The 25,794-nt window shown below is 62.9% G+C and carries 24 protein-coding genes and 2 pseudogenes; 17 read left to right on the top strand and 9 right to left on the bottom strand.

Annotation, left to right across the window (positions count from 1 at the left end; translation table 11 throughout):
• From ABIC51_RS39075 to ABIC51_RS39095, 5 genes and pseudogenes are all read left to right on the top strand, one after another.
• A pseudogene (locus tag ABIC51_RS39075) lies at window positions 1-394 on the top strand (transposase family protein); the annotation flags it as partial.
• A 565-nt stretch (window positions 395-959) separates the two neighbouring features.
• The gene (locus ABIC51_RS39080) at window positions 960-1,547 is read left to right on the top strand and encodes a BPSL1445 family SYLF domain-containing lipoprotein (RefSeq protein ID WP_043280775.1); all 588 of its coding nucleotides are present in this window, start codon (window positions 960-962) and stop codon (window positions 1,545-1,547) included.
• A 164-nt stretch (window positions 1,548-1,711) separates the two neighbouring features.
• The gene (locus ABIC51_RS39085) at window positions 1,712-2,122 is read left to right on the top strand and encodes a transposase (protein WP_226128598.1); all 411 of its coding nucleotides are present in this window, start codon (window positions 1,712-1,714) and stop codon (window positions 2,120-2,122) included.
• Window positions 2,032-2,529, top strand: coding sequence for an IS5 family transposase (locus tag ABIC51_RS39090; RefSeq protein ID WP_241331408.1), 498 nt, complete (start codon window positions 2,032-2,034; stop codon window positions 2,527-2,529). The genes ABIC51_RS39085 and ABIC51_RS39090 overlap by 91 nt, the downstream gene beginning before the upstream one ends.
• A gap of 21 nt (window positions 2,530-2,550) precedes the next feature.
• The gene (locus ABIC51_RS39095; protein ID WP_006413564.1) at window positions 2,551-3,606 is read left to right on the top strand and encodes an NAD(P)/FAD-dependent oxidoreductase; all 1,056 of its coding nucleotides are present in this window, start codon (window positions 2,551-2,553) and stop codon (window positions 3,604-3,606) included.
• A gap of 916 nt (window positions 3,607-4,522) precedes the next feature.
• Here ABIC51_RS39095 and ABIC51_RS39100 read toward each other — a convergent pair.
• The 4 genes from ABIC51_RS39100 to ABIC51_RS39115 form a co-directional block, all read right to left on the bottom strand.
• Window positions 4,523-5,077 carry a type II toxin-antitoxin system HicB family antitoxin gene (locus ABIC51_RS39100; protein WP_226128596.1) on the bottom strand — a complete coding sequence of 185 codons (555 nt, stop codon included), beginning with the start codon at window positions 5,075-5,077 and terminating at the stop codon, window positions 4,523-4,525.
• Between the two features lie 592 nt (window positions 5,078-5,669).
• On the bottom strand, window positions 5,670-6,293 hold the full coding sequence (locus tag ABIC51_RS39105) for a BON domain-containing protein (RefSeq protein WP_175899480.1): 624 nt from the start codon (window positions 6,291-6,293) through the stop codon (window positions 5,670-5,672).
• A 298-nt stretch (window positions 6,294-6,591) separates the two neighbouring features.
• Entirely contained in the window at window positions 6,592-7,038 is a 447-nt protein-coding gene (locus ABIC51_RS39110; protein ID WP_034182284.1) for a hypothetical protein, read from the bottom strand.
• 241 nt (window positions 7,039-7,279) lie between these two features.
• On the bottom strand, window positions 7,280-7,435 hold the full coding sequence (locus ABIC51_RS39115; protein WP_006413558.1) for a DUF3309 family protein: 156 nt from the start codon (window positions 7,433-7,435) through the stop codon (window positions 7,280-7,282).
• A 599-nt stretch (window positions 7,436-8,034) separates the two neighbouring features.
• Between ABIC51_RS39115 and ABIC51_RS39120 the strand changes: the two genes are divergently transcribed.
• The 6 genes from ABIC51_RS39120 to ABIC51_RS39145 all read left to right on the top strand — a co-directional run bounded on the left by ABIC51_RS39120 (window position 8,035) and on the right by ABIC51_RS39145 (window position 14,546).
• Window positions 8,035-10,032, top strand: coding sequence for an AI-2E family transporter (locus ABIC51_RS39120; RefSeq protein WP_175899482.1), 1,998 nt, complete (start codon window positions 8,035-8,037; stop codon window positions 10,030-10,032).
• Window positions 10,033-10,250: 218 nt separating this feature from the next.
• On the top strand, window positions 10,251-10,733 hold the full coding sequence (locus ABIC51_RS39125; RefSeq protein ID WP_208101909.1) for a Spy/CpxP family protein refolding chaperone: 483 nt from the start codon (window positions 10,251-10,253) through the stop codon (window positions 10,731-10,733).
• Between the two features lie 71 nt (window positions 10,734-10,804).
• Window positions 10,805-11,203, top strand: coding sequence for a hypothetical protein (locus ABIC51_RS39130; protein ID WP_175854036.1), 399 nt, complete (start codon window positions 10,805-10,807; stop codon window positions 11,201-11,203).
• 175 nt (window positions 11,204-11,378) lie between these two features.
• On the top strand, window positions 11,379-11,930 hold the full coding sequence (locus ABIC51_RS39135) for a DUF1003 domain-containing protein (RefSeq protein WP_006413590.1): 552 nt from the start codon (window positions 11,379-11,381) through the stop codon (window positions 11,928-11,930).
• Between the two features lie 846 nt (window positions 11,931-12,776).
• Complete coding sequence (locus ABIC51_RS39140) at window positions 12,777-13,364, top strand: BPSL1445 family SYLF domain-containing lipoprotein (RefSeq protein WP_043280789.1); 588 nt, start codon at window positions 12,777-12,779, stop codon at window positions 13,362-13,364.
• A 462-nt stretch (window positions 13,365-13,826) separates the two neighbouring features.
• Complete coding sequence (locus tag ABIC51_RS39145; protein ID WP_006413566.1) at window positions 13,827-14,546, top strand: Crp/Fnr family transcriptional regulator; 720 nt, start codon at window positions 13,827-13,829, stop codon at window positions 14,544-14,546.
• 13 nt (window positions 14,547-14,559) lie between these two features.
• On the opposite strand, the gene ABIC51_RS39150 is transcribed toward ABIC51_RS39145, so the two are convergent.
• Window positions 14,560-14,988: a PRC-barrel domain-containing protein gene (locus ABIC51_RS39150; RefSeq protein ID WP_043280788.1), complete on the bottom strand. Its 429-nt coding sequence runs from the start codon at window positions 14,986-14,988 to the stop codon at window positions 14,560-14,562.
• A 244-nt stretch (window positions 14,989-15,232) separates the two neighbouring features.
• A complete protein-coding gene (locus ABIC51_RS39155; RefSeq protein ID WP_226128592.1) occupies window positions 15,233-15,703 on the bottom strand; it encodes a hypothetical protein in 471 nt (156 codons plus the stop codon).
• Here ABIC51_RS39155 and ABIC51_RS39160 point away from each other — a divergent pair.
• The 4 genes from ABIC51_RS39160 to tkt all read left to right on the top strand — a co-directional run bounded on the left by ABIC51_RS39160 (window position 15,702) and on the right by tkt (window position 19,791).
• Window positions 15,702-16,190, top strand: a complete 489-nt coding sequence (locus ABIC51_RS39160) for a Spy/CpxP family protein refolding chaperone (protein WP_175899484.1) — start codon at window positions 15,702-15,704, stop codon at window positions 16,188-16,190. The genes ABIC51_RS39155 and ABIC51_RS39160 overlap by 2 nt on opposite strands.
• Before the next feature lie 26 nt (window positions 16,191-16,216).
• Entirely contained in the window at window positions 16,217-16,531 is a 315-nt protein-coding gene (locus ABIC51_RS39165; protein ID WP_006413595.1) for a hypothetical protein, read from the top strand.
• A gap of 323 nt (window positions 16,532-16,854) precedes the next feature.
• Window positions 16,855-17,640 (top strand): PRC-barrel domain-containing protein, encoded by a 786-nt coding sequence (locus tag ABIC51_RS39170; RefSeq protein WP_166955996.1) that lies wholly within the window; start codon window positions 16,855-16,857, stop codon window positions 17,638-17,640.
• A 75-nt stretch (window positions 17,641-17,715) separates the two neighbouring features.
• Complete coding sequence (gene tkt, locus ABIC51_RS39175) at window positions 17,716-19,791, top strand: transketolase (RefSeq protein ID WP_175899486.1); 2,076 nt, start codon at window positions 17,716-17,718, stop codon at window positions 19,789-19,791.
• Window positions 19,792-19,814: 23 nt separating this feature from the next.
• Here tkt and pgm read toward each other — a convergent pair.
• Together pgm and ABIC51_RS39185 are read right to left on the bottom strand one after the other, a co-directional pair.
• Window positions 19,815-21,490 (bottom strand): annotated as a pseudogene (gene pgm, locus ABIC51_RS39180) (phosphoglucomutase (alpha-D-glucose-1,6-bisphosphate-dependent)).
• 115 nt (window positions 21,491-21,605) lie between these two features.
• Window positions 21,606-21,824, bottom strand: coding sequence for a hypothetical protein (locus ABIC51_RS39185; protein WP_078041935.1), 219 nt, complete (start codon window positions 21,822-21,824; stop codon window positions 21,606-21,608).
• Window positions 21,825-22,118: 294 nt separating this feature from the next.
• Between ABIC51_RS39185 and ABIC51_RS39190 the strand changes: the two genes are divergently transcribed.
• The gene (locus ABIC51_RS39190) at window positions 22,119-23,408 is read left to right on the top strand and encodes a cation:proton antiporter (protein ID WP_078041816.1); all 1,290 of its coding nucleotides are present in this window, start codon (window positions 22,119-22,121) and stop codon (window positions 23,406-23,408) included.
• A 132-nt stretch (window positions 23,409-23,540) separates the two neighbouring features.
• Here ABIC51_RS39190 and ABIC51_RS39195 read toward each other — a convergent pair whose 3' ends face one another.
• Window positions 23,541-23,699: a DUF3309 family protein gene (locus ABIC51_RS39195; RefSeq protein ID WP_078041817.1), complete on the bottom strand. Its 159-nt coding sequence runs from the start codon at window positions 23,697-23,699 to the stop codon at window positions 23,541-23,543.
• A gap of 754 nt (window positions 23,700-24,453) precedes the next feature.
• Here ABIC51_RS39195 and ABIC51_RS39200 point away from each other — a divergent pair.
• Window positions 24,454-25,707: a DUF2252 domain-containing protein gene (locus ABIC51_RS39200; RefSeq protein WP_146254753.1), complete on the top strand. Its 1,254-nt coding sequence runs from the start codon at window positions 24,454-24,456 to the stop codon at window positions 25,705-25,707.
• Window positions 25,708-25,794: the final 87 nt, after the last annotated feature.

Below are 25,794 nucleotides of genomic sequence, written 5' to 3' on the forward strand. Positions count from 1 at the left end.
CGACCACCGCTGGTTCGAGGATCGGGCGCCAGCCTGCACGCTGCTGGTATACGTGGACGATGCGACGAGCCGGTTGATGATGCTGCATTTCACGGTGACCGAGTCGACCTTCAGCTACTTCGAGGCGACGCGCGCGTATCTGGAGCGTCACGGCAAGCCGATGGCGTTGTACAGCGACAAGTACAGCGTGTTTCGCAACGTCAACCCGGGCACGACTGGCAATCGGGTGACGCATTTCGGCCGCGCGATGTACGAGCTGAACATCGACACGTTTTGCGCAAACAGCAGCCCGGCCAAGGGGCGGGTCGAGCGTGCGCACCTGACGCTGCAGGACCGGCTGGTCAAGGAACTGCGGCTGCGCGGGATCAGCACGGTGGCCGAGGCGAACGCCTATCCGTCGACGCCGATGCGACCGAGTTCGACTATTCGCCAAGGACGCGTCGGGCGAGCGGCGTGGTCATCTACGTCGTCGATCATGTGAAATCCCAATTCCTGGTCGAGCCGGACCTGAGGCTAGTGGGCTCCGGATAGCGCCATCCTCCGCACGCTGCCCGGCGCCGCGCAACGGGTACGGAAGCGTACCGACTTCGCTTCGGGTTGGGGGCAACGTGTTCTTGCGGCCAGGGAGACATCGGACAGGCAACCTGCATCCGGCAGCTTCTCTGATCGCCCTTTCGGCCTGTCGTATCGACAGAGGAGCGGCCGGTCACGAAAGGAATGCAGATGAAACACCGAATGCTGTTGCGACTGCTGGTCGCAGCCTGGGCGCATGCCTGCTCGCTCCGGTCGGACGAGACGACCATCATCACGGTGGCGGCTACCACGAGGATCACGACCGCTATTAGGCGCTGCTCACGTTGTCACGCTTCGATGCCGATGCGTAATCGGTACGGCTTCGTACCGCATTGCGCACGGCGGGCGCGTAGTGTCGAGGCGTTATCGAAGCCCAGGAGGGCATCATGCAAAGACGCACATTCATATGGAGCACATCCGGGGCCGTGTTGGCACTGGGCATCGGGGTGACCGGATGCACGACCACCACGATGGCCGACAGCGAGAACGGCCAGGCCGGCAAGCGTCGCTCGATCGACGCCGGCGTCGATTCAACATTGACACGCCTGTATGGCACCGCCAATGGTTCGCGCGAACTCGTTCGCAGAGCGCGCGGCGTGCTTACGTTCCCGTCCGTCGTCGACGCCGGATTCATCATCGGTGGTCAGTATGGCGAAGGATCGCTTCGTGTCGGCGGCCAGACCACCGGCTACTACAGTACGATCACCGGCTCCATCGGCTTCCAGGCCGGCATGCAATCGCGGGCCATCGTGTTCCTGTTCATGACGGAAGAGTCGCTCGCCCGCTTTCGCAACATGGACGGCTGGTCGGCAGGCGGCGATGCGTCGGTCGCGGTGCTGAAGGTCGGCGCGAACGGCGATATCGACACCAGCAGCGCGAGCAACCAGGTCAACGCATTCGTGCTGACCAACAGCGGATTGATGGCTGGTGTGTCGCTTCAGGGAACCAAGGTCACGCGACTCAAATCGCTCTGATCCCCGCGATGTGCAGAGCGGCGCCTGCATGAACTTCCGCACGGCGCGTGCCGGAACGCCCCCCTTCCGTTTCTCGTAAAAGGCCAGTTCAAAAAGAGCCCGGAAGGGCTGTTTACTTTCTGACGAAACGGTTAACCTTGGATGCCTGAACAACGGATCAAGGAATGCCGGCACCTATCATCGATGACGAGCTGTGGGCACTGATCGAACCACTACTTCCACCGCCCAAACCGCGACGCAAGCGATACCCTGGGCGTCTGCCGGTCTCGGACCGTGCAGCACTCAATGGCATCCTGCTCGTGCTGAAGACAGGGATGCGATGGAACCATCTGCCGACCGGGTTGGGTTTCGGCTCTGGAGCGACTTGCTGGCGTCGGCTGCACGACTGGCAGCAGGCCGGGGTGTGGGACAAGCTGAACGGACTGCTGCTCGACAAGCTGCGCGAATCTGGCCAGCTCGATTTCTCATATGCGGCTGTCGATTCATCGTCAGTGCGAGCCGTTGGGGCAGGCCAAAAACTGGACCAAACCCCACCGATCGCGCACGACCAGGGTCCAAACACCACGTCCTCGTAAACGCGAACGGCGTTCCTGTCAGCGCGATCCTGAGCGGCGCGAACCGCAACGATGTCACGCAACTGCTGCCGTTGGTCGACGCGATCCCGCCGATTCGCGGCACTCGCGGCCGACCGCTTCGCAAGCCCAAGGTCATCTACGCCGACCGTGGCTACGATTCCGACTCGCATCGCCGCCGACTTCGCGAGCGCGGCATCAGACCGGTCATCGCCAAGCGCCGCACCGAACACGGCAGCGGCCTCGGCAAATTCCGTTGGGTCGTCGAACGGACTCATTCGTGGCTCCATGGTTTCCGTCGTCTTCGCATTCGCTTCGAACGCCGATCTGACATTCACGAAGCATTCCTCAAACTAGCCTGCTCGCTCGTCTGCTGGAACATCTTCGGCCGATCTGAGCGGCCTTTTTGAACTGGCCTCTAAGGAATACCGGTGACATCTCCGGAAAATTCGTCGACCTCGAATCCTTTACGAACTGACGTGCTGATCGTTGGCGCAGGTCCCGTGGGTCTGTTCGCCGCGTTCGAGGCAGGCGTGATCGGACTCTCATGCCGGATCGTTGACGGGATCGAGCGCCCCGGCGGCCAGTGCATCGAACTGTATCCGGACAAGCCGATCTACGATATCCCTGCCATACCGTCGTGCACCGCGCGTGATCTCGTCGATCGCTTGATCGAACAATGCCGGCCCTTCAATCCTCCGATGCATCTCGGTCACCGTATCGTGGCGGTCGATCCGCTAGAGGAAGGCCGATGGCTTGCGCGCACCGACAAGGGGCATGCGTTTGACGCCGCGGCGATTCTGATTGCCGCCGGCAATGGTGCATTCGTGCCGCAGCGACTGGCCCTCGACGAGGCGACACGCCTTGAAGGCAGATGTGTCCATTACAGCGTCTCTGACATGAACGGTCTTGCCGGAAAGAACGTCGTGGTCACTGGGGGCGGCGACTCCGCGCTCGACTGGGCGCTGGCACTGCGCTCGGTCGCACAGCACGTCACGCTCGTCCATCGACGCAGCGGCTTCAGCGCAACGGACTCGAGCGTCGCCCGATTGCATCAAGCGGTCGCGGCAGGTGAAATGGATTTCGTGGTCGGCACGATTGCTGGATTGAACGCGCGCGCGGGGGCGCTCGAATCGATCGAGGTTCGCCAGATCGGTGGCTCGGTGTGCCTCGAAACAGATCAATTGCTCGTGCTGTACGGACTCGTCGCGGATCTCGGTTCGATCGCAAACTGGGGGATCGCCGTACAGGCCGGACGGATTGTCGTCGACACATCGTATTACGAAAGCTCACGGCCTGGCATCTTCGCGGCAGGTGACATCGCGGGCTACCCGAACAAGCAAAAACTGATCCTGTCCGGGTTTCATGAGGCTTCGCTCGCACTGCGCAAGGCATACGCTTATGCGTTTCCCGACAAGAAGCGTGTGCATGTGCACTCGAGCTACGACGCAAAGCTTGCCGAACGCGTGGCCGCCGTTCACCCCTAGCGAAGGCACGCGGGATTGGGTCCCCATTGATTCCGATGCACGTTACCGACGTAGACCGATCTGGGTGCGCCACGATCAGTCTCTAAAACAATAAACAATCAAATCCAATGCTTCAAGGCCGACAGCGACGAAACAGCTCTAATGGAGCAGTCGCCAGTTTTCCGGGTCACTTCCGATATCCCTTCTGCTGCTTCCTGCAATCCCAGTCTCCGTCGCGTGCTACGATCATCACAGCGTGATCGAGGGGGGAGCAATGGACCTGGACGGATTCAAGCCATATCGCGGCTACTTCTATCGAGTCTCTGCAAATTGCAGCCAGGATGGCCAGTGGCGCAGCACGATTGACGTTCTTCGGCGTCATTGGAACGGCACTACAGAAACCTTGATTTCGGAGATGAATGTGCCTGGCACATTCATCTCCGAGGACTTGGCGCGAGACGCCTCCGACGCCTACTGTCACATGCTTATCGACGAGGGAAAATTCGGGGATAAGTAGTCTCAAGACGCCCTCTTGAATTCGACGATCCGGGGTCACGCTACAGTCATGGCCACGCGCAACATTCAGGCTGCCCCGGAGACTTCGGAATCCGACGCGCGGCGCGCCGATGACGGCCTCCGTGCCCGGTGGCAGCATGCCCTTGGCGACCGCGCTGCTCCGCTGAAGTCCCGCGGCCGCTCGAGGCGTATGCCCGTGATCTCGAGAGTGATGCGCGTGCCCTACCTTGCATAGCGCGCGGCTGGTTAGACCTCCGACAGATGCACTCTTCGATATGCTTGAGGCTCGCGACGGTATACGGATTAGGCGGAGCGAAAGCGAGACACTTCTCTCATCGACACTGCTGGCGAATGTTAGCGCGCGTCGCGGCGCGCACGGCCTTCCCGGGCCACCCGTGATTTCAGTGTAATTCCCCGCTTATCAGCCAGACAGCAACCATTTGATCTTAAAAGAATATTTATCGTGGGCATGCCGCGACCCCGCATGCAGTCTGGATCGGTCTAACTGGGGAATTACGCTGAAATCAACGCCGGCCCGACAGCGATTTCGCGGCGGGTTCGCCACGCCCCCACCGTGCTGCGCGGATCGGACGGTGGCGTGCTCGCACGCCATCGACACGAATGCATCGCGAGTGGTGTGCAGTCCGCTCGCGGTCCGATCGATGTCGTGCACGATGCGCTTCGGCAAGCACAGCTCGATCCGCACGGAACTCGAAGTCATTCGGGTCAGGTCGATGTCGAAGAACCGCCAGATCCCGTCGCCGGTATCGACCTCCGACGCTTGCAATGCCAACATGTCCGTGGTCGGCGGCGGAATGAGACGCAAGGACCGGTCATACCGGGCCATGACCCGTTGCGCGGCGGCCGCCTGCAACTCGCCATACGAGTCACCCTCCACATCGACTTCGGGAAAGTCCGGAAGCGCGCCGCGATAGCGGGGATTCCGGTGCCGCGTGATATAGATCGGATATTTCATGAGCCACTCCCGACAGAGGAATGTGACGAACGTCATCGTGCATCGGGGTGGTTCGACGAGTCGGTACGCTGATGTACAGTCTTCCGGACACGTTTCGCGGTGTCCTCCCGCCGTTCATTCACCGGATCGCCCGATGCCGCGCTATCCGGCCAGACAAGTGCAACGCGTTCGATCCAGGTCCGGCACCGTACCGATCTGAAACTCGATCGGGCGCACGCTAGATAGCCATCTTTGCCCATCCCCCGAAAAGAGAAAATCTTCACCGAACCCTATCCAGGCTCGATCTCAAAGGCGCATTAGCGCAGGAAACGCGCTGGACTGAGGGATTCTCGCCGCAGTAATTCAGTGCTCGTCAGAATCAGACGCGGCTTCCCGAGATCGCGCGGAAGTTACGGGAGTCCGAAGCGACTCGAAACACGCTGCTGATAGCCGTCACCGGCGATGGACAACCGGGCGATCGGCTACGATCAGCCGAGGCGGGGTTTGACCATCACCTGACCCAGCCGGTGAACCTCGAGACTTTGCTGCAGTTGCATGTTCTGCGAGCGGGACGAACGGTCGACCAGTGAAACAGCGAACTTGCTCCGGAGGCCTATTTCCCCGCGACAACGAGCCCCCCAGTATTCACATGCCTGACGCCCTTCACGCTTCGGGCAATGTTCCTGACGTGATCGATCGCGTGCTGACTCGCCAACGAGCCTTTCAGCGTCACCACGCCGTGCGTCGTCATCACGCTCACATCGAAACCCTTGCTGACGCTGTCCGAAAGAATCTTGGATTTCACCTTGGTGGTGATCCAGCTATCGGACACCGCGCGCTCCGTCTTCGCGACGGCTCCAGGTTTGGCCGGCTTGCCGGCATCCATCGGCACCGCGAGGTTGTCACTGACACGCTGAACCCCGTCGACCGACCGGGCCGCCGATTCGGCCACCGACTTCGCGTGCAAGCTGCTTACCGTTCCGTCGAGTGTGACCACGCCGTCGACGGTGGTGACGCTGATATCGGATTTTCCGAGACCCTCTTCACCCATCAGCCTGGCTTTGACCTTCGTCGTGATGGCGGTGTCGTCGATCGCGGTACCAACGCTGCTGGCAGTTTTGGACATCGAACTTTCGCCGGCGGCGAGGCACGCCGCGCCGATGCCCAACCCGGCAACCAGCCCGACTGCAATCAGTGCAGTGCGGATCGATGTATGACTCGACAAGATCCCTTTCATGAGCTTTCTCCAATGCGTCGTATGAACGACTTGATCTGAACAACGTGCACGATCCCGGTATCGAAACGTACGGGTCAATCGGCATCCGATGTGCAGCGATGCCGCAGCCCGTTTGGGGGCGGCGAAAACCTCGCGGATCTCGTGACGACAGAATCGCATCGCTGCGCGCCAATCTCGGTCCGGCCGCGTAGTTATGCGCGGGATGTACGGGCTCAGTCTGTCCGATGCCGGACGGTTTGCTTGCGCGCGTGGCGCGCGGAACCGGAGCGGCCTCCGTACTTGCTCGAACCGGCCAGTCTCAGGGCCTTGCACAGACAACGGCAGTGAGGATGAACGGAATGACCTGATGCGCGACGGCCTTGCTGCCCGCTAACCGAGAATGTGCTTCGACCGAATCGATCGGCGCCTTGACGACGACGCCGTAAATCGAACCCGGCAGAGGTCGACCGGTTCCCTGCCTGAACAGCGCGTCATACTGCGCATAGGCGAACACGGCATAGACGCTGAAGCCGAACACCGTGAGCGCGGCGTCGCGGGTAGGCCGGAACGCGTTGACCGAATTCTGTTCGACCCGCATCGGATCGCGATCGATATAGCCGTGATTGAACAGGCGCACGATGAACGCGTGCGCGTCGGTGGTGCAGTCGAACTGCGCGTCCAGCGCATAGGCTTGGCTCGGCGCGGGGGTGAGCCCGACTCCGCCTGCAAAGCATGCGGCCAGCGCGTTGAGGAGTGTTTTTCTCATGACAGTCTGCGCGGACCGGATAAGTCCTCCATGCTCGTTAGCCGTACCACCTGCCCGGCCGCCTTGCGTCGGAATCGATTGCGGGCGATCTGCGCAAGGCGGCGCTTGCCGCGTCATACCCGGCAACCGCAAGCGCGCCGTCCCGGTCTCACGGATGCGCGGCGGCCACCCGTTTCGAGATGCAACGGTACGGCAACGATGATCCACGAAGGGGCCTTTCCCGACAGGATTCTCGAGCCTCCTATATCCGCCCCAGGAGGAGGAGCACAACTACGACGAGCAGCACCACGCCCAGCAAGCCGCTGGGCATATAGCCCCACGAACGGCTGTGCGGCCAGGTCGGTATCGCACCGATCAATACGAGCACCAGCACGACGATCAATATTGTTCCCAACATGGGCCTTCTCCTTTCGAATCAGTGTTTCGACGAACCCGTCGCCGCCCGCGCTTGGGACCCGGAACCTTCCGGGCCTTGCGAGAGGTATCGCCGCACAGTTCAATTTGATGCCGTTGGACATCTGCAATGTGAGTGAGAAACCTGCCCGGCAAAGTGAAATTGACATCGATCAGCCACGCAGTCGGTACGGTGGAGGACATCGAGATATCCGTTTTGCCGCCCCGGGATCGGGAACGCCGCAGCGAACTCGACTCTTCGCGTCGTCAGCGTGCCCTGGCATGACTGTGTCCCGGGTACGGCACCGTACCGACTTCAATCCAGACTGCGAGCAACGTAGGCCGTACACTCGAAGTGTCTGTTTTATCGCGTTCGATACGTATCGTCCCGTTTTACTTTCATCGTTCCCGCCACGCCGCGCCGCGTGACATGCACGAGAGTGATCGCTGACGCAACGCGTCGATCGCCCGTCGCAGTGTCTGAATCGACGGGCCGATCGCCAATGGGGTTGGGTTGGCAAGTCGAGTTTTTTCGGCCTGCATGGGACGCATCCGCGCCGAAAGCACCCATCAGAATGGGCGATATCGCGGGCGTTAGCCGTCATGTTCGATTTCAAGGAATTGCGCCCCGCGAGGCCAGCAGCGCGCATCGAGCCTCCTGAAACACCCAGCGTGCAGGGTTTGATTACGCTTGCCGTTGGCGTCACGGTCATCGCCGCGCTCTATTTTGCGCGCGAGATCCTGATCCCGTTCACGCTGGCGATTCTGCTCAGCTTCCTGGTCGCTCCCCTCGCCAATCTTCTTGGCCGCATCAAGCTTGGCCACGTGGCCTCGGTTCTCCTTGCGGTGACGATGTCGGTCTCGGTGATCGTCGTGCTTGGGGGGATAATCGCCACCCAGATCACGGACCTCGCTGTCGGCATCCCCCGTTATCAGGCGACGATCGACAAGAAGATCTCTGTCGTGCATGGGCTCACGGTTGGAAAATTGAACCAGCTGGCGGGTACCGCCGGTCAGGCGCTTCAACGGGCAACCGTCGATCAGCCGAAAACGATACGCGAATCTTCCTCATCCTCGTCCGGCACCCAACCGCCTGCGGCGCTTCCCGTCGAGGTGCGCGAGCCGGCCCAGACACCATTCCAGCTTGCACGGCGCATACTGTCTCCCGTCGTCAGTCCACTCGAGACAGCCTTCATCGTATTTGTCGTCACCATCGTCATTCTGTTGCAGCGCGATGATCTTCGGGACCGGGCTATCCGCTTGTTCGGTTCGAGAGATCTCCATCGGACCACCACCGCAATGGACGAAGCCGCGCGGCGCCTCAGTCGATATTTCGTTTCGCAACTCGGCTTGAATGCGGGCGTGGGCGTCGTGATCGGGACCGGGCTGTTCATCATTGGCGTACCCAGTCCGGTGCTGTGGGGGATTCTGGCCGCGCTGTTGCGTCTTGTCCCCTACGTCGGAATCTGGATCTCCGCCATTCTGGCTACCGCACTAGCCGCAGCCGTCAGTCCGGAGTGGTCGATGGCGATCTGGTCGCTGGTGCTTTTCGTGACCGTCGAGCTGCTGGCCGGTCAGGCCGTCGAGCCACTGCTGTACGGCCATAGCACCGGCCTTTCCCCGTTTTCGGTCGTCGTCGCTGCGATTTTCTGGAGCTGGATATGGGGGCCAATCGGGCTCATCCTGTCCACTCCGCTGACACTTTGCCTGCTGGTCCTCGGTCGCCATGTTACGCGGCTCGAATTTCTCGACGTGCTGCTTGGCGACCAGCCCGCGCTGTCTCCAGTCGAAAATTTCTACCAGCGAGCGCTCGCCGGCGACCCCGATGACGCAGTAGAGCAAGCCAGGATACTGCTTCGCGACCGGCCGCTGTCCTCCTATTACGATGAAATCGTTCTCAAGGGCTTGCAGCTTGCGGCGGACGATGTCTTGCGCGGCGGCGTAACGCCGGCACAACTGGCGCGAATCGAGACCACGGTCAACGACCTCATCGAGGGCCTGGACGGTTTCGCGGACACCGATCCGGCTACCGATGCAGCAGCGGCCGACCGGGGCGCACCGGCTGCGCCTGCTGCCGGACAAAAGGTATCGTGCCAACCGGTTCGGAACGCTTCTTCGCCCGGCATCGAAGCTCGCCCGGTTCGGCATGCCGACAATCAGGTCCTTTGCATAGCAGGCCGGGGGGCGCTCGACGAGTTGGCATCGGCCATTCTCGTTCAGCTTCTCGGCAAGCACGATCTCGATTGTCGGGTGGTCAACCATGACGCGGCCTCGCGCGTCCGGATCGACGGTCTGGACGTCACCGCAGTGACGATAGTGTGCATTTTTTATCTAGCCATCAATGGAATCCCGTCGCACCTGCGTTACCTTTTGCGACGCGTGCGGCAGCGCTTGCCGGACGCGCTGATCGTCGTCGGCCTCTGGCCGGCAGGCGATACCGGTCAATGGCCCGAGGATCTCCGGAGTGCGATCGGCGCCGATCACTATGCCACTTCGGTCCGGGATATGGTCAACGCATGCATTGTCTCGACCGGCACGGCAAGCGCGTTCGGCTCCGAGCCGAAGCCTAACGGCGTTGCAGCCGTAACGGGCATACGGTGACAAGGGCATGTGGCTGTTGCATTTGCAGCGCAAGCGCCAGTCTTCGCGTCGGGTCGCGCGCTACGCCGGCGATTCGGTAGTGCAACGCCAGCGCGCAAGCGTCCGGCACCGGACAGACGTCGGTCGGGCGTCGGCGCACAGATGATCCATTCGATCGAACTCGCTCGCAATGACGGCAATCCCTTCGTGAGTCCATCGAATTCCTTTGGAGATCGATCATGAGACTCATTGCCCCTCCATCCCGACCGCGAACTGCACCGGCGCTCGCGATAGCGGTTTTTCTCGCGATAACGGCATTCGCCAATCCTGCGAGCGCTGCCTCCCCCGTGCAGACTCAAGCACCTGCAAGCGCGAAGACCGTTGCGACCCACGACCAGATCGATACGCGCATCAATAACCTTCACGACAGGCTTCAGATCACCGCGGCGCAGGAAGAACTTTGGCACAAGGTCGCGCAGGTCATGCGCGACAATGCGGGCACGATGGACTCGCTCAGACAGGCTCGAACCAGTCATGCCAACAGCATGAGCGCCGTCGACGATCTCAAGTCCTATGGCCAGGTCGCCGACGCCCATGCGGACGGCATCAAAAAACTCACTCCCGCGTTTCAGGCGCTGTACGACAGCATGTCCGACGCCCAGAAGAAGAATGCCGATCTGATCTTCCGGACTGACCATCACCGCTCCGCAAAGAAGGGGTGATTTCGAGACACCCGCAGCGGGAAACGGACCGGTGCCGCATTCAGGTCCCGGATCTCAGACAGGAGAACATCATGAAAACCCCAGAAGTACGCACCGCGTTCATCGGCTCGATGATGACCAGAATCATGACGACGGTCAGCTTGACCTTGGCCATTGGCGGCATGTCCATGGGGCCGGCTTTCGGCGCAGACTACGGCAACTACTACGATAACCAACAGCAGCATGGCGCGAATGACGGCTATCAGCATTACCAAAGCCAACCAAAGCATCGCACGGGTAACGGTTATTGGCAGCACCACGGGCATCAGTGGGATCACGGCAATCGGCAGGTTTATCGAAATCCGGGCAATGACTACCGTCGCGGCGACTACTACGACAACCGGGACTATGTGTATGCGCCACCACCCGTGGTCTATGCCCCGCAGTCGGCGCCAGGCGTCAGCCTGTTCATACCGCTCCGATTCCGGTAGGGTGCGGAATCGCACGGGGCTTTGTCTGCTGGGTCGGATGGCAACGAAGCCGGGAGAGACCGCTGTTCGGCCTGTCTCGGTTTCTTTGCTTCGCGATTACTGCGCAACCAGCCTTTTGCCGTGACCTTATTGCGATTCCATTCTGTTCGGATTGCGCGACCGCGCGGAGAGCAACATGCATAAACCTGCGGAGCTTGCCGAAAAATTCTTTGGCGTACCCTATGAATCATTGGACGAGCGCTCGAAGAATGTTGCACGTCTCGTTTCGGAACGAAAGCGCATAGCGAGAGACTCCACGAAAGAACTGGAGGAAGCGGCAACGCGCGGCCAGCGCGCGGCAGATGCCGTTGCCGCCTTCGGCGGGTCGTGGATATTCATCACGTGCTTTGTCGTCGTCATGGTCGTCTGGGTCAGTCTGAATTCGCTGATTCTGGCAACGTACAGCAAGACCTTCGATCCTTACCCGTATATCCTGCTCAACCTGTTTCTCTCGATGCTGGCAGCTATCCAGGCACCCATTATCCTGATGGCGCAGAACCGGCAGTCATACAAGGACCGGGTCTCTGCCGAACACGATTACGAAATCAATCTGAAGGCCGAACTCGAGATCATGTTGCTCCATGAAAAATTGGACGGGTTGCGCGAGGAGCAATGGACTGAATTGCTGAACATGCAGAAGGAACAAATGGCGGCGCTGAAGAACCTGCTCGAGTCTGGCAGGACGTGAGCAATGGGGTACCCGGGTCGCCAGCTTCGCGAAACTACGCGATCGAATGGCGAACGACGCGGCCCGGCCATCTATGGCGACTGCCGGTCGTTTCCTCCGATCGATCTGTTTGGGAGAATCGCCGTACAACGGGATATGACAGGCGAACTTCGACACGGTGACGTGTGCGTTACGAAGCCGCGGCATCGGTCATGATGAAGCGCACCGGAAGGACGCTGTTTTCATGTGATGGCCGCAGCCCCGACCTACCATCCTTCCCGTTGCCCTGCCCCATGCGGCCCCTGGTCATCGGAACGCCCGGAATGATTCATGTGGTCGCGCGAAGTGTCGCCTCGATTCCATCCGCTTTCGTGACCGCCGCCATACGCACCGCCATACCCCCCGTTTCGATCGCCGCGATAGCCCTCACCGGGTACCCAAAGGCATCCGGCAAGCACGGTTGCAATAGCCGCAAGACAGACATAGACAGACGCACGCATGTTGCTCTCCTTGCCAGTCGCATCCAGGCACGTTGCTTCGTTTGATCGACCGGAGACGAATGACGGAATCATTCACCGCTGACGTGAACCACGTCGATGTGCGTGTACAGGTCACGCACGAACGAACGGATGGTTGCAGAGGACATCGTCCCGACAACGAGATGGCGTGTCTGTACGGTGAAGGACGCTTGCGGAGACGGACCGGTTGCGTGGCATCGACCGACATTCACCCGCACACGCTGCACGTGCCGCGAAGCCGAACGCGACGCGGGACAACGCGGATGTTGCGCCTTTGTACGCTGTCGTACCGCATCCGTGGCCGTCCTGACGTAGCCTCGAAAGCTCGGGCAACAATCAGGAGACGATGATGCTACGACGAACATTTCTATGGGGTACGCCGGGATCGATCCTGGCTGTTTCCCTCGCGGTTTCGGGTTGCACGATGACCGGAACGTCCGACGCCAGCGGCCACCAGACCGATAAACGCCACACCATCGATGCGGGTGTCGACTCGACCCTCGCACGTCTTTACTCCAGCGCCAACGGCTCGCATGAACTCGTCGGCAAGGCGCGTGGCGTGCTGGTGTTCCCGTCGGTCATCGCGGCCGGCTTCTGGATCGGCGGTCAGTACGGTGAAGGCTCGCTGCGCGTGGCCGGCAGCACCGTCGGGTACTACAGCACCACGACCGGCTCGATCGGGCCGCAGATCGGCGCACAATCGAAAGCCATCATTTTCCTGTTCATGACCGAGGACGCGCTTAATCGGTTCCGTAGCAGCGAAGGCTGGTCGGCAGGCGGCGACGCATCAGTTGCAGTCCTGAAAGTTGGTGCGAACGGCAATGTCGACACCAGCACCGCGACCGCGCCGATCGAAGCATTCGTGCTGACGAACAGCGGGTTGATGGCGGGTGTGACGCTTGAAGGAACGAAGATCTCGAAGCTGAAGACACTGTAGTGCCCAGCGTGAGCCGGCAGACGCGGCGCCCTGAGGACGCGGCGGCGGATCTGAATTCGACTCGCCTGAACGGCGCGTAACCGTGCTCGTGTGGCGCCTGTCCGGCAACGGAGCGGACGCGCGCGCATCATCGCGGCTCATCCTTCCGCGGTCGACACCGCTCAGGCCTGCCGACCGCGATCGATTTCCCGTCAACTGCTCCGTGAAATATCGGTTCCGCATCGCGCACGCGCGACTCCGTGCACCTTGATGAGACACGTGTCGGCACTATAATTTTTGAAGGTAGATCCGCATTCGAACGGTCATCCCTAATTCGTCGAGAAAAGGGACACATTGCCGCCACTGTCCCGCCTGGTCGTCGGATCGGTAAGATATGATGGTTGGCCCCGTCCGCCGATTCCCGCAGCGCCCACATCGGTCGGATTCTCGTTCGTCAGCCGGGCGCAAGCGTAGGAGCCACGCATGCAGGACAACCCGCCCCTTACCGAAAATCACCTGTTAGCTGCGCTGCCGGAGAACGAGCGTGCCCACCTTGCCACACACCTGACGCTTGTCGAGATGCCGTTGGGAAAGGTGCTGTACGAGTCGGGCGGCCAGCTTCATCACGTCTATTTTCCGACCACGTCGATCGTGTCGCTGCTGTATGTGATGGAGGATGGCTCGTCCGCGGAAATCGCGATCGTCGGCCATGAAGGCATGATCGGCGTGTCGCTGTTCATGGGCGGCGAAACGACGCCGAGTCGCGCCGTCGTGCAAAGCGCGGGGCAGGCCTACCGGCTCGACGCGAGCATCCTGAAGGAGGAATTCCGGCGCGGCAACGCGATGCAGCGCCTGTTGTTGCGCTATACTCAGGCGCTCATCACGCAGATGGCGCAGACTGCGGTATGCAACCGGCATCACTCGATCGATCAACAGCTGTGTCGCTGGCTGCTGCTCAGCCTCGACCGCCTGCCGTCGAACCAGTTGCGCATGACGCAGGAACTGATCGCCAACATGCTGGGCGTGCGCAGGTCGGGCGTGACGGAAGCAGCATTGAAGCTGCAGGACGCGGGCCTCATCCGCTACAACTACGGCCATATCGAGGTGCTGGACCGACCCGGGCTCGAAAAGCGCGTGTGCGAATGCTACAGCGTGGTCAAGCGCGAATTCGACCGCCTGCTTCCCGATCTGAAGCGACTCTAGCCGCCACTACGCCTTATCCGACGACCCAGTAAGGCGCCCGGTTGTAGTACTGGTGAAGCGACAATCCCCACTGCAATTGCGTCATCACCGGCCAGTGCTCGTCGTCGAAGCCTGGGGTGCTTTTGACATGCGCGGCGGCCACATCCAGATGGAAACATTTGTCGCCGACATCGTATTTCATCGCGCTCCACGGAATGGCGCAAAGCATCTCGCCCGTGCCGCCGCTGGACGCCACCGCGTAGGCAATTCTGCCGTGGTGCAAATCGAGCACAATGCCGAAAACATTGCCGATGTCCTCACCGTCCGACGCGATGATCTTGCTGCCCTTCAGGACATCCGCGGTTGTCACCATATGAGCGGGTTCATCGCCGGCATCGCGTTCGACGAGCTTGCCCCCGTTGCTGTCATCCCCGGATCGATCGGGGGTGTGGAGCATCCTCATGATGTCCTCCTTGGACAAGTTCCGGGAATATCCGTCTCGTGCACGGCCTCGACATCGAAAGCGGCACTCGACGCACGAGAAAACGCTGCGCGCACCGGCATCGGAAGTCGGTACGGTTCCGTACCCGGGTACACCGGGAATATCGGCTCGCCGGTGCGCCGACCGATTCCGCCGCGCTTATCGATATCGCCGGATACCGGCGACGACTCGATGCTTCGTGGTCGCGCAGGGCGCTGCCCCTGCGCTAGCGGTGCTTGATGTGTGACGACTTCCGATGATGCTTTCGATGGGCCGGGCGGGAGATCATCCTCGTGACACCGCCGATCGACGGCGGATCGCTGGCGGGGAATGTCCCCTCCACCGCCTCGTCGACATTGCGTTCGCTCTTGCCGCCGTTCGTATGCTGCTCTCGATATCTGCTGCGCATAACCGCCTCCATGGAGGTAATGGTCGGATCGGGCCGCGCCTGATTCAGCTGGGCCGCCAGCGTGAAACGCCTCCGGTCACGACGCCAGCATAGACCCGATCCGAACATTCCGTCCGGCGCGAACGTGATCCGCCGCACAACGCCGGGCATGGCGAAACAGCCACGCACACCGGCAAACCGTCCGGCATCGGACAGACTGAGCCCGCACACCCCGCGTATAGCTGGGCTGCCGGCCGGATGAGTCGCGAGACGTCGACTCCTTCCCGATTTTTCATCAGGATCCACCATGAAACTCGCTCTTCTCGCCCTCCCCCGACAGATTGCCGGCGCGTTCGCCGTGGCGGTGACAGTCGCCCTCGGCTCAGCCGTCTTCGCCCCACTCTCGAATGCTGCCGGCCCCGCACCGGATCACGCACCACCCCACGTCATGACCGTGGCGGCTCAAAAGTCGGTCGACGGGCGCATCAACAGCCTGCACCAGCGCCTTGGCATCACGCCTGCCCAGGAATCCCCGTGGCAGCGGGTCTCGCAGGTCATGCGCGATAACGCGAACGCGATGGAATCGCTCAGGAAGGCACGTAGCGATCACGCGAACGACATGAGCGCGATGGACGATCTTCATTCCTACGGCCAAGTCGCCAACGTGCACGCCGAAGGCATCAAAAAACTGACCACGGCATTTCAGCCGCTGTACGACAGCATGTCCGATACGCAAAAGCAGAACGCGGACGCGATTTTCCGTGGCAACGGTCACCACCTGATCAAGAAACAATAGTTCCGGATCGTACCCAGGAGAACATGATGGACGTTTCTGTCGGACACGCACGTCGAAACACGATGGCGCCGAGATCAGGCATGCGGCTCGTCGGCATGATCGTTGCGTTCGGCTGCCTTGTCGTTGCACCGCAGTTGCATGCGGAGAGAATGAATCACGGCTGGGACAAGGGCAATCACGCGCGCATGACGCATCAGGGCGGTCGCCACTACGACCATCACCGGCATGGAGGCGACGGCTATTACGATGGCGAGGATGACGCTTATGCCGCGCCTCCGATGGTTTACGAGCCGGCACCGGCGCCCGGCGTCTCGCTGTTCATCCCCCTGCGGCTGCGTTAACGTACGAATCCTGTCCGGCGGACGGGTACACCCGGCGGCACGTGGCTGTGGCGACCCTCACTGCTTCGTGATCCTGATGACGATGCTCGAGAGGATGTGTCGCGACATGCCGGGACGGACGGTTCCCCCTCGTGCGCGCTTTGTACGGTTTCGTACCGCATCGGCTAGCCGCCGCGTGTAGCGTCTCAAACATGCCGGCTATCCGAGTGGACGCGCTCGGCAGGAATCGCTCCGCATCGGCGGACGAACGGCTGGATGCCACCGCACGGCAGGCAGGTCGGCCGGATCACCGAAGTGCCGAGCATCGCTCTGGCGAGGACATCATGTTGCGAAGCATCCGAAGGTTGCACGGAGACACGGTTCGAGCGAAGGACGGCGATATCGGGCACATCCACCAGGCCTACTTCGACGATGACAACTGGTGCATCCGCTACCTCGTCGTCGAGACGGGCGACTGGCTGCACGACAGGCAGGTGCTGGTTTCGCCGTATTCCGTCACGCATGCCGATCCCGAAACCCGCACGTTATACGTCAGCCTCACGCAACAGCAGGTGAGAGACAGCCCGAATCTGGACACGCACAAGCCGGTATCGCGCCAGCACGAGATCGAGTACCTGCGTTACTACAACTACCCGACTTACTGGGGCGGCCCGAACCTTTGGGGGATGGGTGCTTACCCGGCTTTCGATCCGGCCGGACCGTCGCAGGATCTCGATGCCGGCGGCCCGCTGTTCTCGCACGGCGCGCCGGCCAGTGCGCCGGCGGATACGCATTTGCGCAGCACCGGCGAGGTCGACGGATATCGGCTCGAAGCCACGGACGGACATATCGGTCACGTGTCCGACTTCATTTACGACGATGAAGCCTGGGTGATCCGCTATCTGGCGATCGACACGTCGAGCTGGTGGTCGACCGGCAAGGAAGTCCTGATCGCGACGCACTGGCTTGACCAGGTGGAATGGCATACGGAAACGGTTTCGGCCACGCTCACGCGCGACGCGATCCGCCGCAGCCCTCCCTACGACGACTCGCAGCTCGTGCATCGAAGCTACGAAATCGAGTTGCACGAATTCTACGGCAAGCACGGCTACTGGCCCCGAGACCGATAACGCGGACGACGGGCCGTCAACGCAACCACCATCCCGTTTGGGATGTTGCGTGACCGAACGCCAAGGAGCAGTTGCATGACCTCAACCGATTTCCCGTCAATCCAAGGGGCGGCACTCGATGCGCTCTGCATCAATACGCTGCGCTTCCTGTCGATCGATGCCGTGCAGAAAGCGGCGAGCGGCCATCCAGGCTTGCCGCTCGGCGCCGCACCGATGGCCTATGTGTTATGGATGCGCCATCTCAAGCATCACCCCGCCAATCCGGCGTGGCTCGATCGCGATCGCTTCATCCTGTCGGCCGGACATGGCTCGATGCTGTTGTACAGCCTGCTTCATCTAACCGGCTACGACCTGCCGCTCGATCAGATCGGGCGCTTCCGGCAATCGGGCAGCCTCACGCCCGGCCATCCGGAGCGCGGCCTCACGCCGGGCGTCGAGACGTCGACCGGCCCGCTCGGCCAGGGCTTCGCCAACGCCGTCGGCATGGCGATGGCGGAAGCGCAGCTCGCCGCGTGCTACAACCGTCCCGGCTTCGAGATCGTGGATCACCACACCTACGCACTTGTCAGCGACGGCGACCTGATGGAAGGCGTCGCAGCGGAAGCCGCATCGCTTGCCGGCCATCTCCGGCTCGGCAAGCTGATCTGCCTGTACGACGACAATCGGGTCACACTGTCCGCCGGCACCGCTATCACCTTCACCGAAGATCGCGCGCAACGGTTCGACGCCTACGGCTGGCATACCGAAACGGTCGACGACGGCAACGATCTGGCCGCAATCGACGCGGCGCTGGCCAACGCACGTGCCGAGCTGCTGCGTCCGTCGTTGATCCTCGTGCGCACGCATCTCGGTTATGGCTCGCCCAACCGGCAAGACACCTACCAGGCGCACGGATCGCCGCTCGGCGACGCCGAGGTGCGCCTGACCAAGCACAACCTCGGGTGGCCGCCCGACCCCGCGTTTCATATCCCCGCACCGGCGCTCGCGCATTTTCGTCGCGCGCTGACGGAGGGGCGCGCACGAGAAGATCACTGGAACGCGCGGTTCGCAGCGTATGCGCGCGCGTTTCCCGAGCTGGCCGACGCGCTGCTGAACACGGTGCGCGGCACGTTGCCCGACCGGTGGGACCGCGATATCCCGGTTTTTCCGGCCGATCCGAAAGGCATGGCAACGCGGGTTGCTTCCGGCAAGGTGCTGAATGCCCTCGCCTCCCGCGTCCCTTCGCTGGTCGGCGGCTCCGCCGATCTGAATCCCTCGACCTTCACCGCGCTGACCGGGCTCGGCGATTTCGAGGCTGCCGGCATGAGCGCGCTCGACCGGCAAGGTTCCGACGGCGGCGGCTGGAGCCGCGGCGGCCGCAATCTGCATTTCGGTGTGCGCGAGCATGCGATGGGCGCGATCCTGAACGGCCTGGCGGCTCACGGCGGCATCCTGCCGTTCGGCGCGACCTTCCTGATCTTTTCCGACTACATGCGTCCGCCGATCCGGCTCGCCGCGTTGATGCGCCTGCAGGTGATCTATGTGTTCACGCACGACAGCCTCGCCGTCGGCGAGGACGGTGCGACGCATCAGCCGGTGGAGCAGCTTGCCGGCCTGCGTGCGATCCCGGGCCTGCTGGTGATTCGACCGGCCGATGCCAACGAGACGGCCGTCGCGTGGCGGGTGGCGCTCGAAGCCCGGGAGCGGCCGACCGCGCTGGTTCTGACCCGCCAGGACGTGCCGACCATCGATCGCTTGCGGTTCGCGCCGGCCGAGGGGTTGCGGCGCGGCGGCTACGTCTTGGCCGATGCGCCCGAGGGCCGCCCCACGCTGATCCTGATCGCGACGGGCTCGGAAGTCGCGCTCGCGCTGGCGGCGCACGCAGAGCTGCTCGCGCGCGGCGTGGCGGTTCGGGTGGTGTCGCTGCCCTGTTGGAGATTATTCGACGCTCAGCCCCAGCCATATCAGGACGCCGTGCTGCCGAAGTCGGTCGGCGCGCGGCTGGCGATCGAAGCGGGTGTGTCACAAGGCTGGCACCGCTATGTCGGCGATCGTGGCGACGTACTCGGCATCGCGGGTTTCGGCGCGTCGGCGCCGGGCGCCGAGCTGATGCGAGATTTCGGCTTCACAGTCGAGAACGTCTGCGACCGCGCACTGAAACTGCTCGCCTGAGCCGCAGCCGGCCCGTGCGCGTATCAGGCGTGCGGGCCGCCGCCGGCATGGTGCGTACCGGCTTCGAGCACCGCGTCGACCATCGACTGGGCATCGGCCACGATGCTCGCCACGTGCTCCTCGCCGTTGAAGCTTTCCGCATAGATCCGGTAGAGATCCTCGGTACCGGATGGCCGGGCCACGAACCAGCCGTGTTCCGTCATCACCTTGATGCCGCCGATCGCGGCCCGATTGCCCGGCGCCCGATCGAGTATCCGGACGATCGCTTCTCCCGCCAGTTCGGTGTGCGTGAACTGATGCGGCGTCAGCCGCGCCAGCAGTGCGCGCTGCTCGCGTGTGGCCGCGGCCTGTACCCGCCGTTCGGCGGGCGCGCCGAATCGGTGCGCCAGACCGCGGTAAAGCTCCGCCGGATCGCGGCCGGTTCGCGTCATGATTTCGGCAGACAGCAACGCGGGAACGATGCCGTCCTTGTCGGTCGTCCAGGGTTGCCCGTCGAGCTGCAGGCACGTGGCCCCCGCACTCTCCTCGCCGGCGAACCCCAGCGTGCCGTCGAGCAAGCCGCCGACGAACCATTTGAAGCCGACGGGTACTTCGTAGACTTCGCGAGCGCGTGCGCGGGCGACACGATCGATCATCCCGCTGCAGACGACCGACTTGCCGACCGCCGCGCGCGCGGGCCACCCCGGCCGATGCGCGTACAGATAATCGACGAGCACCGCGAGATAGTGATTGGGCGGCAAGAGACCGTCGCTCCGCGTGACGATCCCGTGCCGGTCGTGGTCGGTGTCGCACGCGAACGCGACGTCGAAGCGGTCTTTCCGCGCGATCAGGGTCTGCATCGCATACGGCGACGACGGATCCATGCGGATCCGTCCGTCCCAGTCGACGCTCATGAAGCGAAAAGTCGGGTCGACTTCCTCGCTGACGATCACGAGATTCAAACGGTAACGCTCGGCAATCGCGCGCCAGTAGTGCACCCCGGCGCCGCCGAGCGGATCGACGCCGAGCAGGATCGGCGCGCCGCGCAGAAGGTCCATGTCGATGACGCTCGCCAGGTCGTCGACATACGCCGCGAGGAAGTCGTAGCGGTGCGTCGTGGCGGCATTCGATGCCTTCGACAACGAGACGCGGCTCACCCCCGCGAGCCCCGCTTCGAGCAGATCGTTCGCCACCGTTTCGATCCAGCGGGTGACGGCCTCCTCGGCCGGGCCGCCGGTCGCCGGGTTGTACTTGATGCCGCCGTTGTCCGGGGGATTGTGCGACGGCGTCACCACGATGCCGTCGGCGAGCCCGGCACTGCGTCCGTGGTTGTACTTCAGGATCGCGCGCGAAACGGCCGGCGTGGGTGTGTATTCGCCCGGCGGCGCCAGCATGACCTCGACGCCATTGGCAGCCAGTACTTCAAGCACGCTCGCCTGCGCCGGTTCGGACAGTGCGTGCGTATCGATGCCGAGAAACAACGGACCGTCGATGCCGTGCGAACGTCGATACCGGCAGATCGCCTGCGCGATCGCGAGGACGTGCCACTCGTTGAAGCTGCGGGTCGACGCGGAGCCCCGGTGTCCCGACGTGCCGAACGTCACGCGTTGCGCCGGGACGGCCGGGTCCGGCATATCGGTGTAGTACGCGGTCACGAGGCGGGGACGTCGATCCACAGCGCGTATGGCGCGAGCCGGCCCGCCAGCGGACTGACGGGCATCGCGGCCGGCGCGACCGGCGGGTCGGATGTCGTGGGTTTCAACCTGCCTCCTGTATGGGGCACAGCCCCATTCTCGTTCGCGCATGGGCCATGACTGCCGGCACGCCGGCCAGGCTCAATGCGTGGCCGGCGTGCCCGCTCGACGCTCGAGCATGACGATAAGGGCGATGATGCTGACGAACTGCGTGCGTTCCGACGGCGTCGGACAGCCGTCTTCCAGAATCGATTCCAGCCGGATTCGCCACAGTGCCCATGGCACAGGCTCACCGAGCGCGACGCGTGCAATGAGTCGTTCAAGTGAACGCAGGTCTCCCTCGATTGCTGTGTGGGCCATGGCCATGCTCCGATTGTCGTGAGGAACGGCGAACAGTCTATGACGAAGCACCGCGCCGCTCTGCCCGCTACCGTACATCGCATGCGTGCCGCTTCGGGTAGGCCTTCCCAACCGCGTCAGCCGCAGGCGCGCGTCGCTGCGATCGCAATGGTCGTGCCCGGTCCTTTGTCCGCCATCGGACAGACGCCGGACCGGCTCGCTGCGAACGTGGTACGACCGGCGCATCGCCATCCCGTGACGCTCCCGCGCCGACAGGCGGCCCGAGCGTCACGTTATCCATGCTGGGTATGCAAAGTGACTGAAACGATCGGATGCCTCATCTTCGGAGCCCTGCTGATTGCCATGGGACTCATCGGATCGTCGCTCGAGCGCCTGCCGCTGAGCGCGGCCATGGTGTATCTCGGGATCGGCTTTCTGATCGGACCGGCCGCCACCGGCTTGCTGTCGATGACCTTGCCGGATGACGTCACGCGCTTGCGTTTCGCCGCAGAAATCGGCTTGCTGATCTCGCTGTTCGCGATCGGCCTGAGGCTGCGTGTCCCGCCCGCCGATCCCCGCTGGATGCTGCCGCTGCGGCTTGGCGTCGTCGCGATGATCTTCACTGTCGCGTCGATCGCCGCGCTCGGCGTGCTGGTGTTGCATTTGAGCATCGGCGTCGCGGTACTGCTGGGCGCGATGATCGCGCCGACGGACCCGGTGCTCGCGCATGACGTCGGGGTGCGCGACGCGGGTGACGTCGAACTGGTGCGCTTTTCGTTGTCCGGCGAAGGCGGGATCAACGACGGCACGGCCTACCCGTGCGCGGTGCTCGGCTTGCTTTTGTGCGGTTCCGGCACGACGTTGGCGCTCCACTGGAGCATGGTCGGTGGCATTGCATGGGGCATCGCGTCCGGTGTGGGCGCCGGCTGGCTGCTCGGCTTCGTCACCGCCCGGCTCGTCGCATTCCTGCGCAGTCATCACGGACAGGCGCTCGGCCTCGAAGGGTTTTTCGCGCTGGGCCTGATCATACTGTCGTACGGCGTGGCGCTGGCCATTCATGGCTACGGGTTCCTGGCCGTGTTCGCCGCGGGGGTCGCGATGCGGCGTGTCGAGCATCGAACGAGCGGCCGGAAGACGTCGAAGGAGACGGTCGGCGTCGTGGACAGCGAGGATGTCGAGGCCACCGCCACCGATCCCGACAAAGCCCATGCCTTCGTCGCGGAATCGGTCATGGGATTTACGATCGAGCTTGAACACATCGCCGAAGCCGTGCTGATCCTGCTGATCGGCGCGCTCGTGTCCCGCTATTGGGCCGACATGCTGACCTGGACGGGCGCGGCCGTGGTCGCGACACTGCTGTTCGTCATCCGGCCGGCCGCCACCCGGCTCGCGCTGATCGGCTCCCGGGCGTCGCGCCACCAGCGCCGGTTGATCAGCTGGTTCGGCATTCGCGGCGTGGGTTCCCTGTATTACTTGATGCTGGCGATCGAGCAAGGGCCGCGCGCGCAACTGTTGCCGCTGGTTCCGTGGGTACTGACCATCATCGCCGTGTCGATCGTGCTGCACGGCATGTCGGCCACGCCGCTTATGCGCCGTTTTGCATGAGATCCGTGGCGGGCGCAGTGGCACGGTGCATGTGTTGGTAGAACGGTTCGGTTCGGTGCGATGCCACACCCGACACTCACGGTGCCGGGCGGCGGTCTTTCGATGAACCTGCAGCGTCGATGATGTCCCGCGTCACAGCCTGCCCAGCAGCATCATGATGAGCAATACGATCAATACCAAGCCAAGCAATCCGCTTGGACCATAACCCCAGCCGTTGCTGTAGCGCCAGGTCGGGATCACCCCGACCATCAACAGCACGACAACGATCAGTAGAAGAAGTCCCAGTGACATGTCGTCTCTCCTCAATCAATCCGGCCGTCCATGTCGCGATGCGTCCGCACCGATGGCTGCCGAATGCAATCGAACCGATGTTTCCGTCGATCTGCGCCCGTGCGCTTCCCCGTCGAAATGGGCGGTGCCGCCTCTCGAATGCCGGATTAGCCGGGACGTCGGTCGCCCTGCTCCTTCATGCGGGACGCGTGCTCGATGCACCCGGTTCGGGGCGTGCATCGACGCTTTCAATATCAAAGTAGACGGATGCGGGCGGGGAGTCTGTCCGGCAACGTACCGGACGCACGCGGGTCATCGCGGACATCGCCGCCAATCGCCTGCTTGCCGATCTGAAGCGACGCCAACCGCCACTGCACGGCATCGTACCGACTTCCGCTGTTCGCTCGCCCATTCTGGGTCGGCACGCAAGCATGCTTGCCGATGCCGATGCCGATGCCGATGCGCGCACGGCGCCACAACGCGCCGACACATCGCCGATGTAATCGACCGCGATCCGGTTCGAGCGATCGGATCCATGCGAAGCGGGATTCACAGGAGCGCGCTCATGAACGCCCCCAGGCAACAAGCCCGCGACACGCCGCAACAGCATCGGAAATATGCGCAGGACATCGCGACCGATGACGGAATGCCCGTCCCGCCCGAAAAACCGAGGCTGACGAACCCGCTCGCTCACGAGCGGCCGCGCACCGCGAAGCAGAAGCGTTCCGACGCGAGCACGCGCTCGGGAACGGACTATCGATCGATTCGATAGCGCATGCGTCACACTTCAGCCACCACGCACCCGGGTCGCGCGCTGCGCCGAGCCACGCCCGTCCGCGGGCGGCAGGCTGCCCTCATTGCGCTCCGAAACGAGAAGATGGCGCGGTCGGCCCACGCCTATGTCCGGGGCAATACCGTCAGATTTTACGAATGGATCGAGAGCCTGGAGCGCCACACGTTACCGGAAGGCCCGCCGATCTGGATTTGCGGCGACTGTCACGTCGGCAACCTGGGACCCATCGCGAACGCTCGGGGGCACGTCGAGATACAGATCCGCGACCTCGACCAGACGGTTGTCGGCAACCCGGTCCACGACCTCATCCGCCTCGGATTGTCGCTGGCTACCGCTGCGCGCGGCTCCGATCTGTCCGGCGTGATCGTCGCGGCCATGATTGAACAGATGATGGACGGCTATGAGCGGGCCTTCGACAGCCATGCGTGCGTGGATGCCGCGGCGTCCATTGACAATCCGGAGTCCATCCGGCTGGTCATGCGGGAGGCATGGAAGCGGTCGTGGAAAAAGCTGGCCAGGGAACGTATCGAAAACACCCGGCCAACGATCCCTTTTGGCAAGACTTTCTGGCCGCTGTCGAAGGAAGAACGGCGTGCGGTCACGCAGCTTTTCGCAGACGAGGCCGTTGCGGGCCTGGCCACTTCATTGCGGTCGCGCGACGAAGGCGCGTCGGTGGAGGTGCTCGATGCCGCTTATTGGGTAAAAGGCTGCAGCTCGCTTGGCCGCCTGCGCGTTGCGGTACTGCTCGACATTGGGCATGAATCGTCCCGCGGGAATGATCTATGTCTGATGGACGTCAAAGAGGCCATTCAGGCTGCGGCGCCGCGATACCCGTCGGTCAAGATGCCGCGCGACAACGCCGCACGCGTTGTCGAGGGGGCGCACCACCTGGCGCCATTCCTGGGCGACCGTATGCGCGCGTCGCGCTTTCTCGACCGGTCGGTGTTTCTGCGCGAACTGCTGCCGCAAGACCTGAAAATGGAAATCAACCAACTCACGCGCGACGAAGCCGCGAAAGTCGCGCGATTTCTGGCGCGGGTCGTCGGCAACGCCCACGCCAGTCAAATGGACGCGTCCACGCGCGAAAGCTGGCGGGGGGAACTGCGGCGCAATCGCTCAAAAGTGCTCGACGCGCCGTCGTGGCTGTGGGCCAGCATCGTCGAGCTCGTGAGCAGGCACGAACGAGGGTACCTGGAGCATTGCCGCAGATATGCGATGGACTCCGCGACCCGATAGATAGAACAGCACCGCGCCGCCGATCGACCTGTCAACGGCAACGGGTCGACGATCGCGAGTGCCGCGTGCGCGGTTCGTCATCTGCTG

The organism is Burkholderia sp. 572 (genome assembly GCF_040545135.1).
Classification (GTDB): Bacteria; Pseudomonadota; Gammaproteobacteria; order Burkholderiales; family Burkholderiaceae; genus Burkholderia; species Burkholderia cepacia.

Coding starts and splice junctions, on each gene's coding strand:
- ABIC51_RS39155 (WP_226128592.1), bottom strand. CDS start 15,703: ATGGTGGATCCTGATGAAAAATCGGGAAGGAGTCGACGTCTCGCGACT.
- ABIC51_RS39130 (WP_175854036.1), top strand. CDS start 10,805: ATGAAAACCCCAGAAGTACGCACCGCGTTCATCGGCTCGATGATGACC.
- ABIC51_RS39105 (WP_175899480.1), bottom strand. CDS start 6,293: ATGAAAGGGATCTTGTCGAGTCATACATCGATCCGCACTGCACTGATT.
- tkt (WP_175899486.1), top strand. CDS start 17,716: ATGACCTCAACCGATTTCCCGTCAATCCAAGGGGCGGCACTCGATGCG.
- ABIC51_RS39160 (WP_175899484.1), top strand. CDS start 15,702: ATGAAACTCGCTCTTCTCGCCCTCCCCCGACAGATTGCCGGCGCGTTC.
- ABIC51_RS39195 (WP_078041817.1), bottom strand. CDS start 23,699: ATGTCACTGGGACTTCTTCTACTGATCGTTGTCGTGCTGTTGATGGTC.
- ABIC51_RS39145 (WP_006413566.1), top strand. CDS start 13,827: ATGCAGGACAACCCGCCCCTTACCGAAAATCACCTGTTAGCTGCGCTG.
- ABIC51_RS39110 (WP_034182284.1), bottom strand. CDS start 7,038: ATGAGAAAAACACTCCTCAACGCGCTGGCCGCATGCTTTGCAGGCGGA.
- ABIC51_RS39135 (WP_006413590.1), top strand. CDS start 11,379: ATGCATAAACCTGCGGAGCTTGCCGAAAAATTCTTTGGCGTACCCTAT.
- ABIC51_RS39150 (WP_043280788.1), bottom strand. CDS start 14,988: ATGAGGATGCTCCACACCCCCGATCGATCCGGGGATGACAGCAACGGG.
- ABIC51_RS39165 (WP_006413595.1), top strand. CDS start 16,217: ATGGACGTTTCTGTCGGACACGCACGTCGAAACACGATGGCGCCGAGA.
- ABIC51_RS39140 (WP_043280789.1), top strand. CDS start 12,777: ATGCTACGACGAACATTTCTATGGGGTACGCCGGGATCGATCCTGGCT.
- ABIC51_RS39115 (WP_006413558.1), bottom strand. CDS start 7,435: ATGTTGGGAACAATATTGATCGTCGTGCTGGTGCTCGTATTGATCGGT.
- ABIC51_RS39080 (WP_043280775.1), top strand. CDS start 960: ATGCAAAGACGCACATTCATATGGAGCACATCCGGGGCCGTGTTGGCA.
- ABIC51_RS39185 (WP_078041935.1), bottom strand. CDS start 21,824: ATGGCCCACACAGCAATCGAGGGAGACCTGCGTTCACTTGAACGACTC.
- ABIC51_RS39170 (WP_166955996.1), top strand. CDS start 16,855: ATGTTGCGAAGCATCCGAAGGTTGCACGGAGACACGGTTCGAGCGAAG.
- ABIC51_RS39200 (WP_146254753.1), top strand. CDS start 24,454: ATGCGTCACACTTCAGCCACCACGCACCCGGGTCGCGCGCTGCGCCGA.
- ABIC51_RS39120 (WP_175899482.1), top strand. CDS start 8,035: ATGTTCGATTTCAAGGAATTGCGCCCCGCGAGGCCAGCAGCGCGCATC.
- ABIC51_RS39085 (WP_226128598.1), top strand. CDS start 1,712: ATGCCGGCACCTATCATCGATGACGAGCTGTGGGCACTGATCGAACCA.
- ABIC51_RS39100 (WP_226128596.1), bottom strand. CDS start 5,077: ATGAAATATCCGATCTATATCACGCGGCACCGGAATCCCCGCTATCGC.
- ABIC51_RS39125 (WP_208101909.1), top strand. CDS start 10,251: ATGAGACTCATTGCCCCTCCATCCCGACCGCGAACTGCACCGGCGCTC.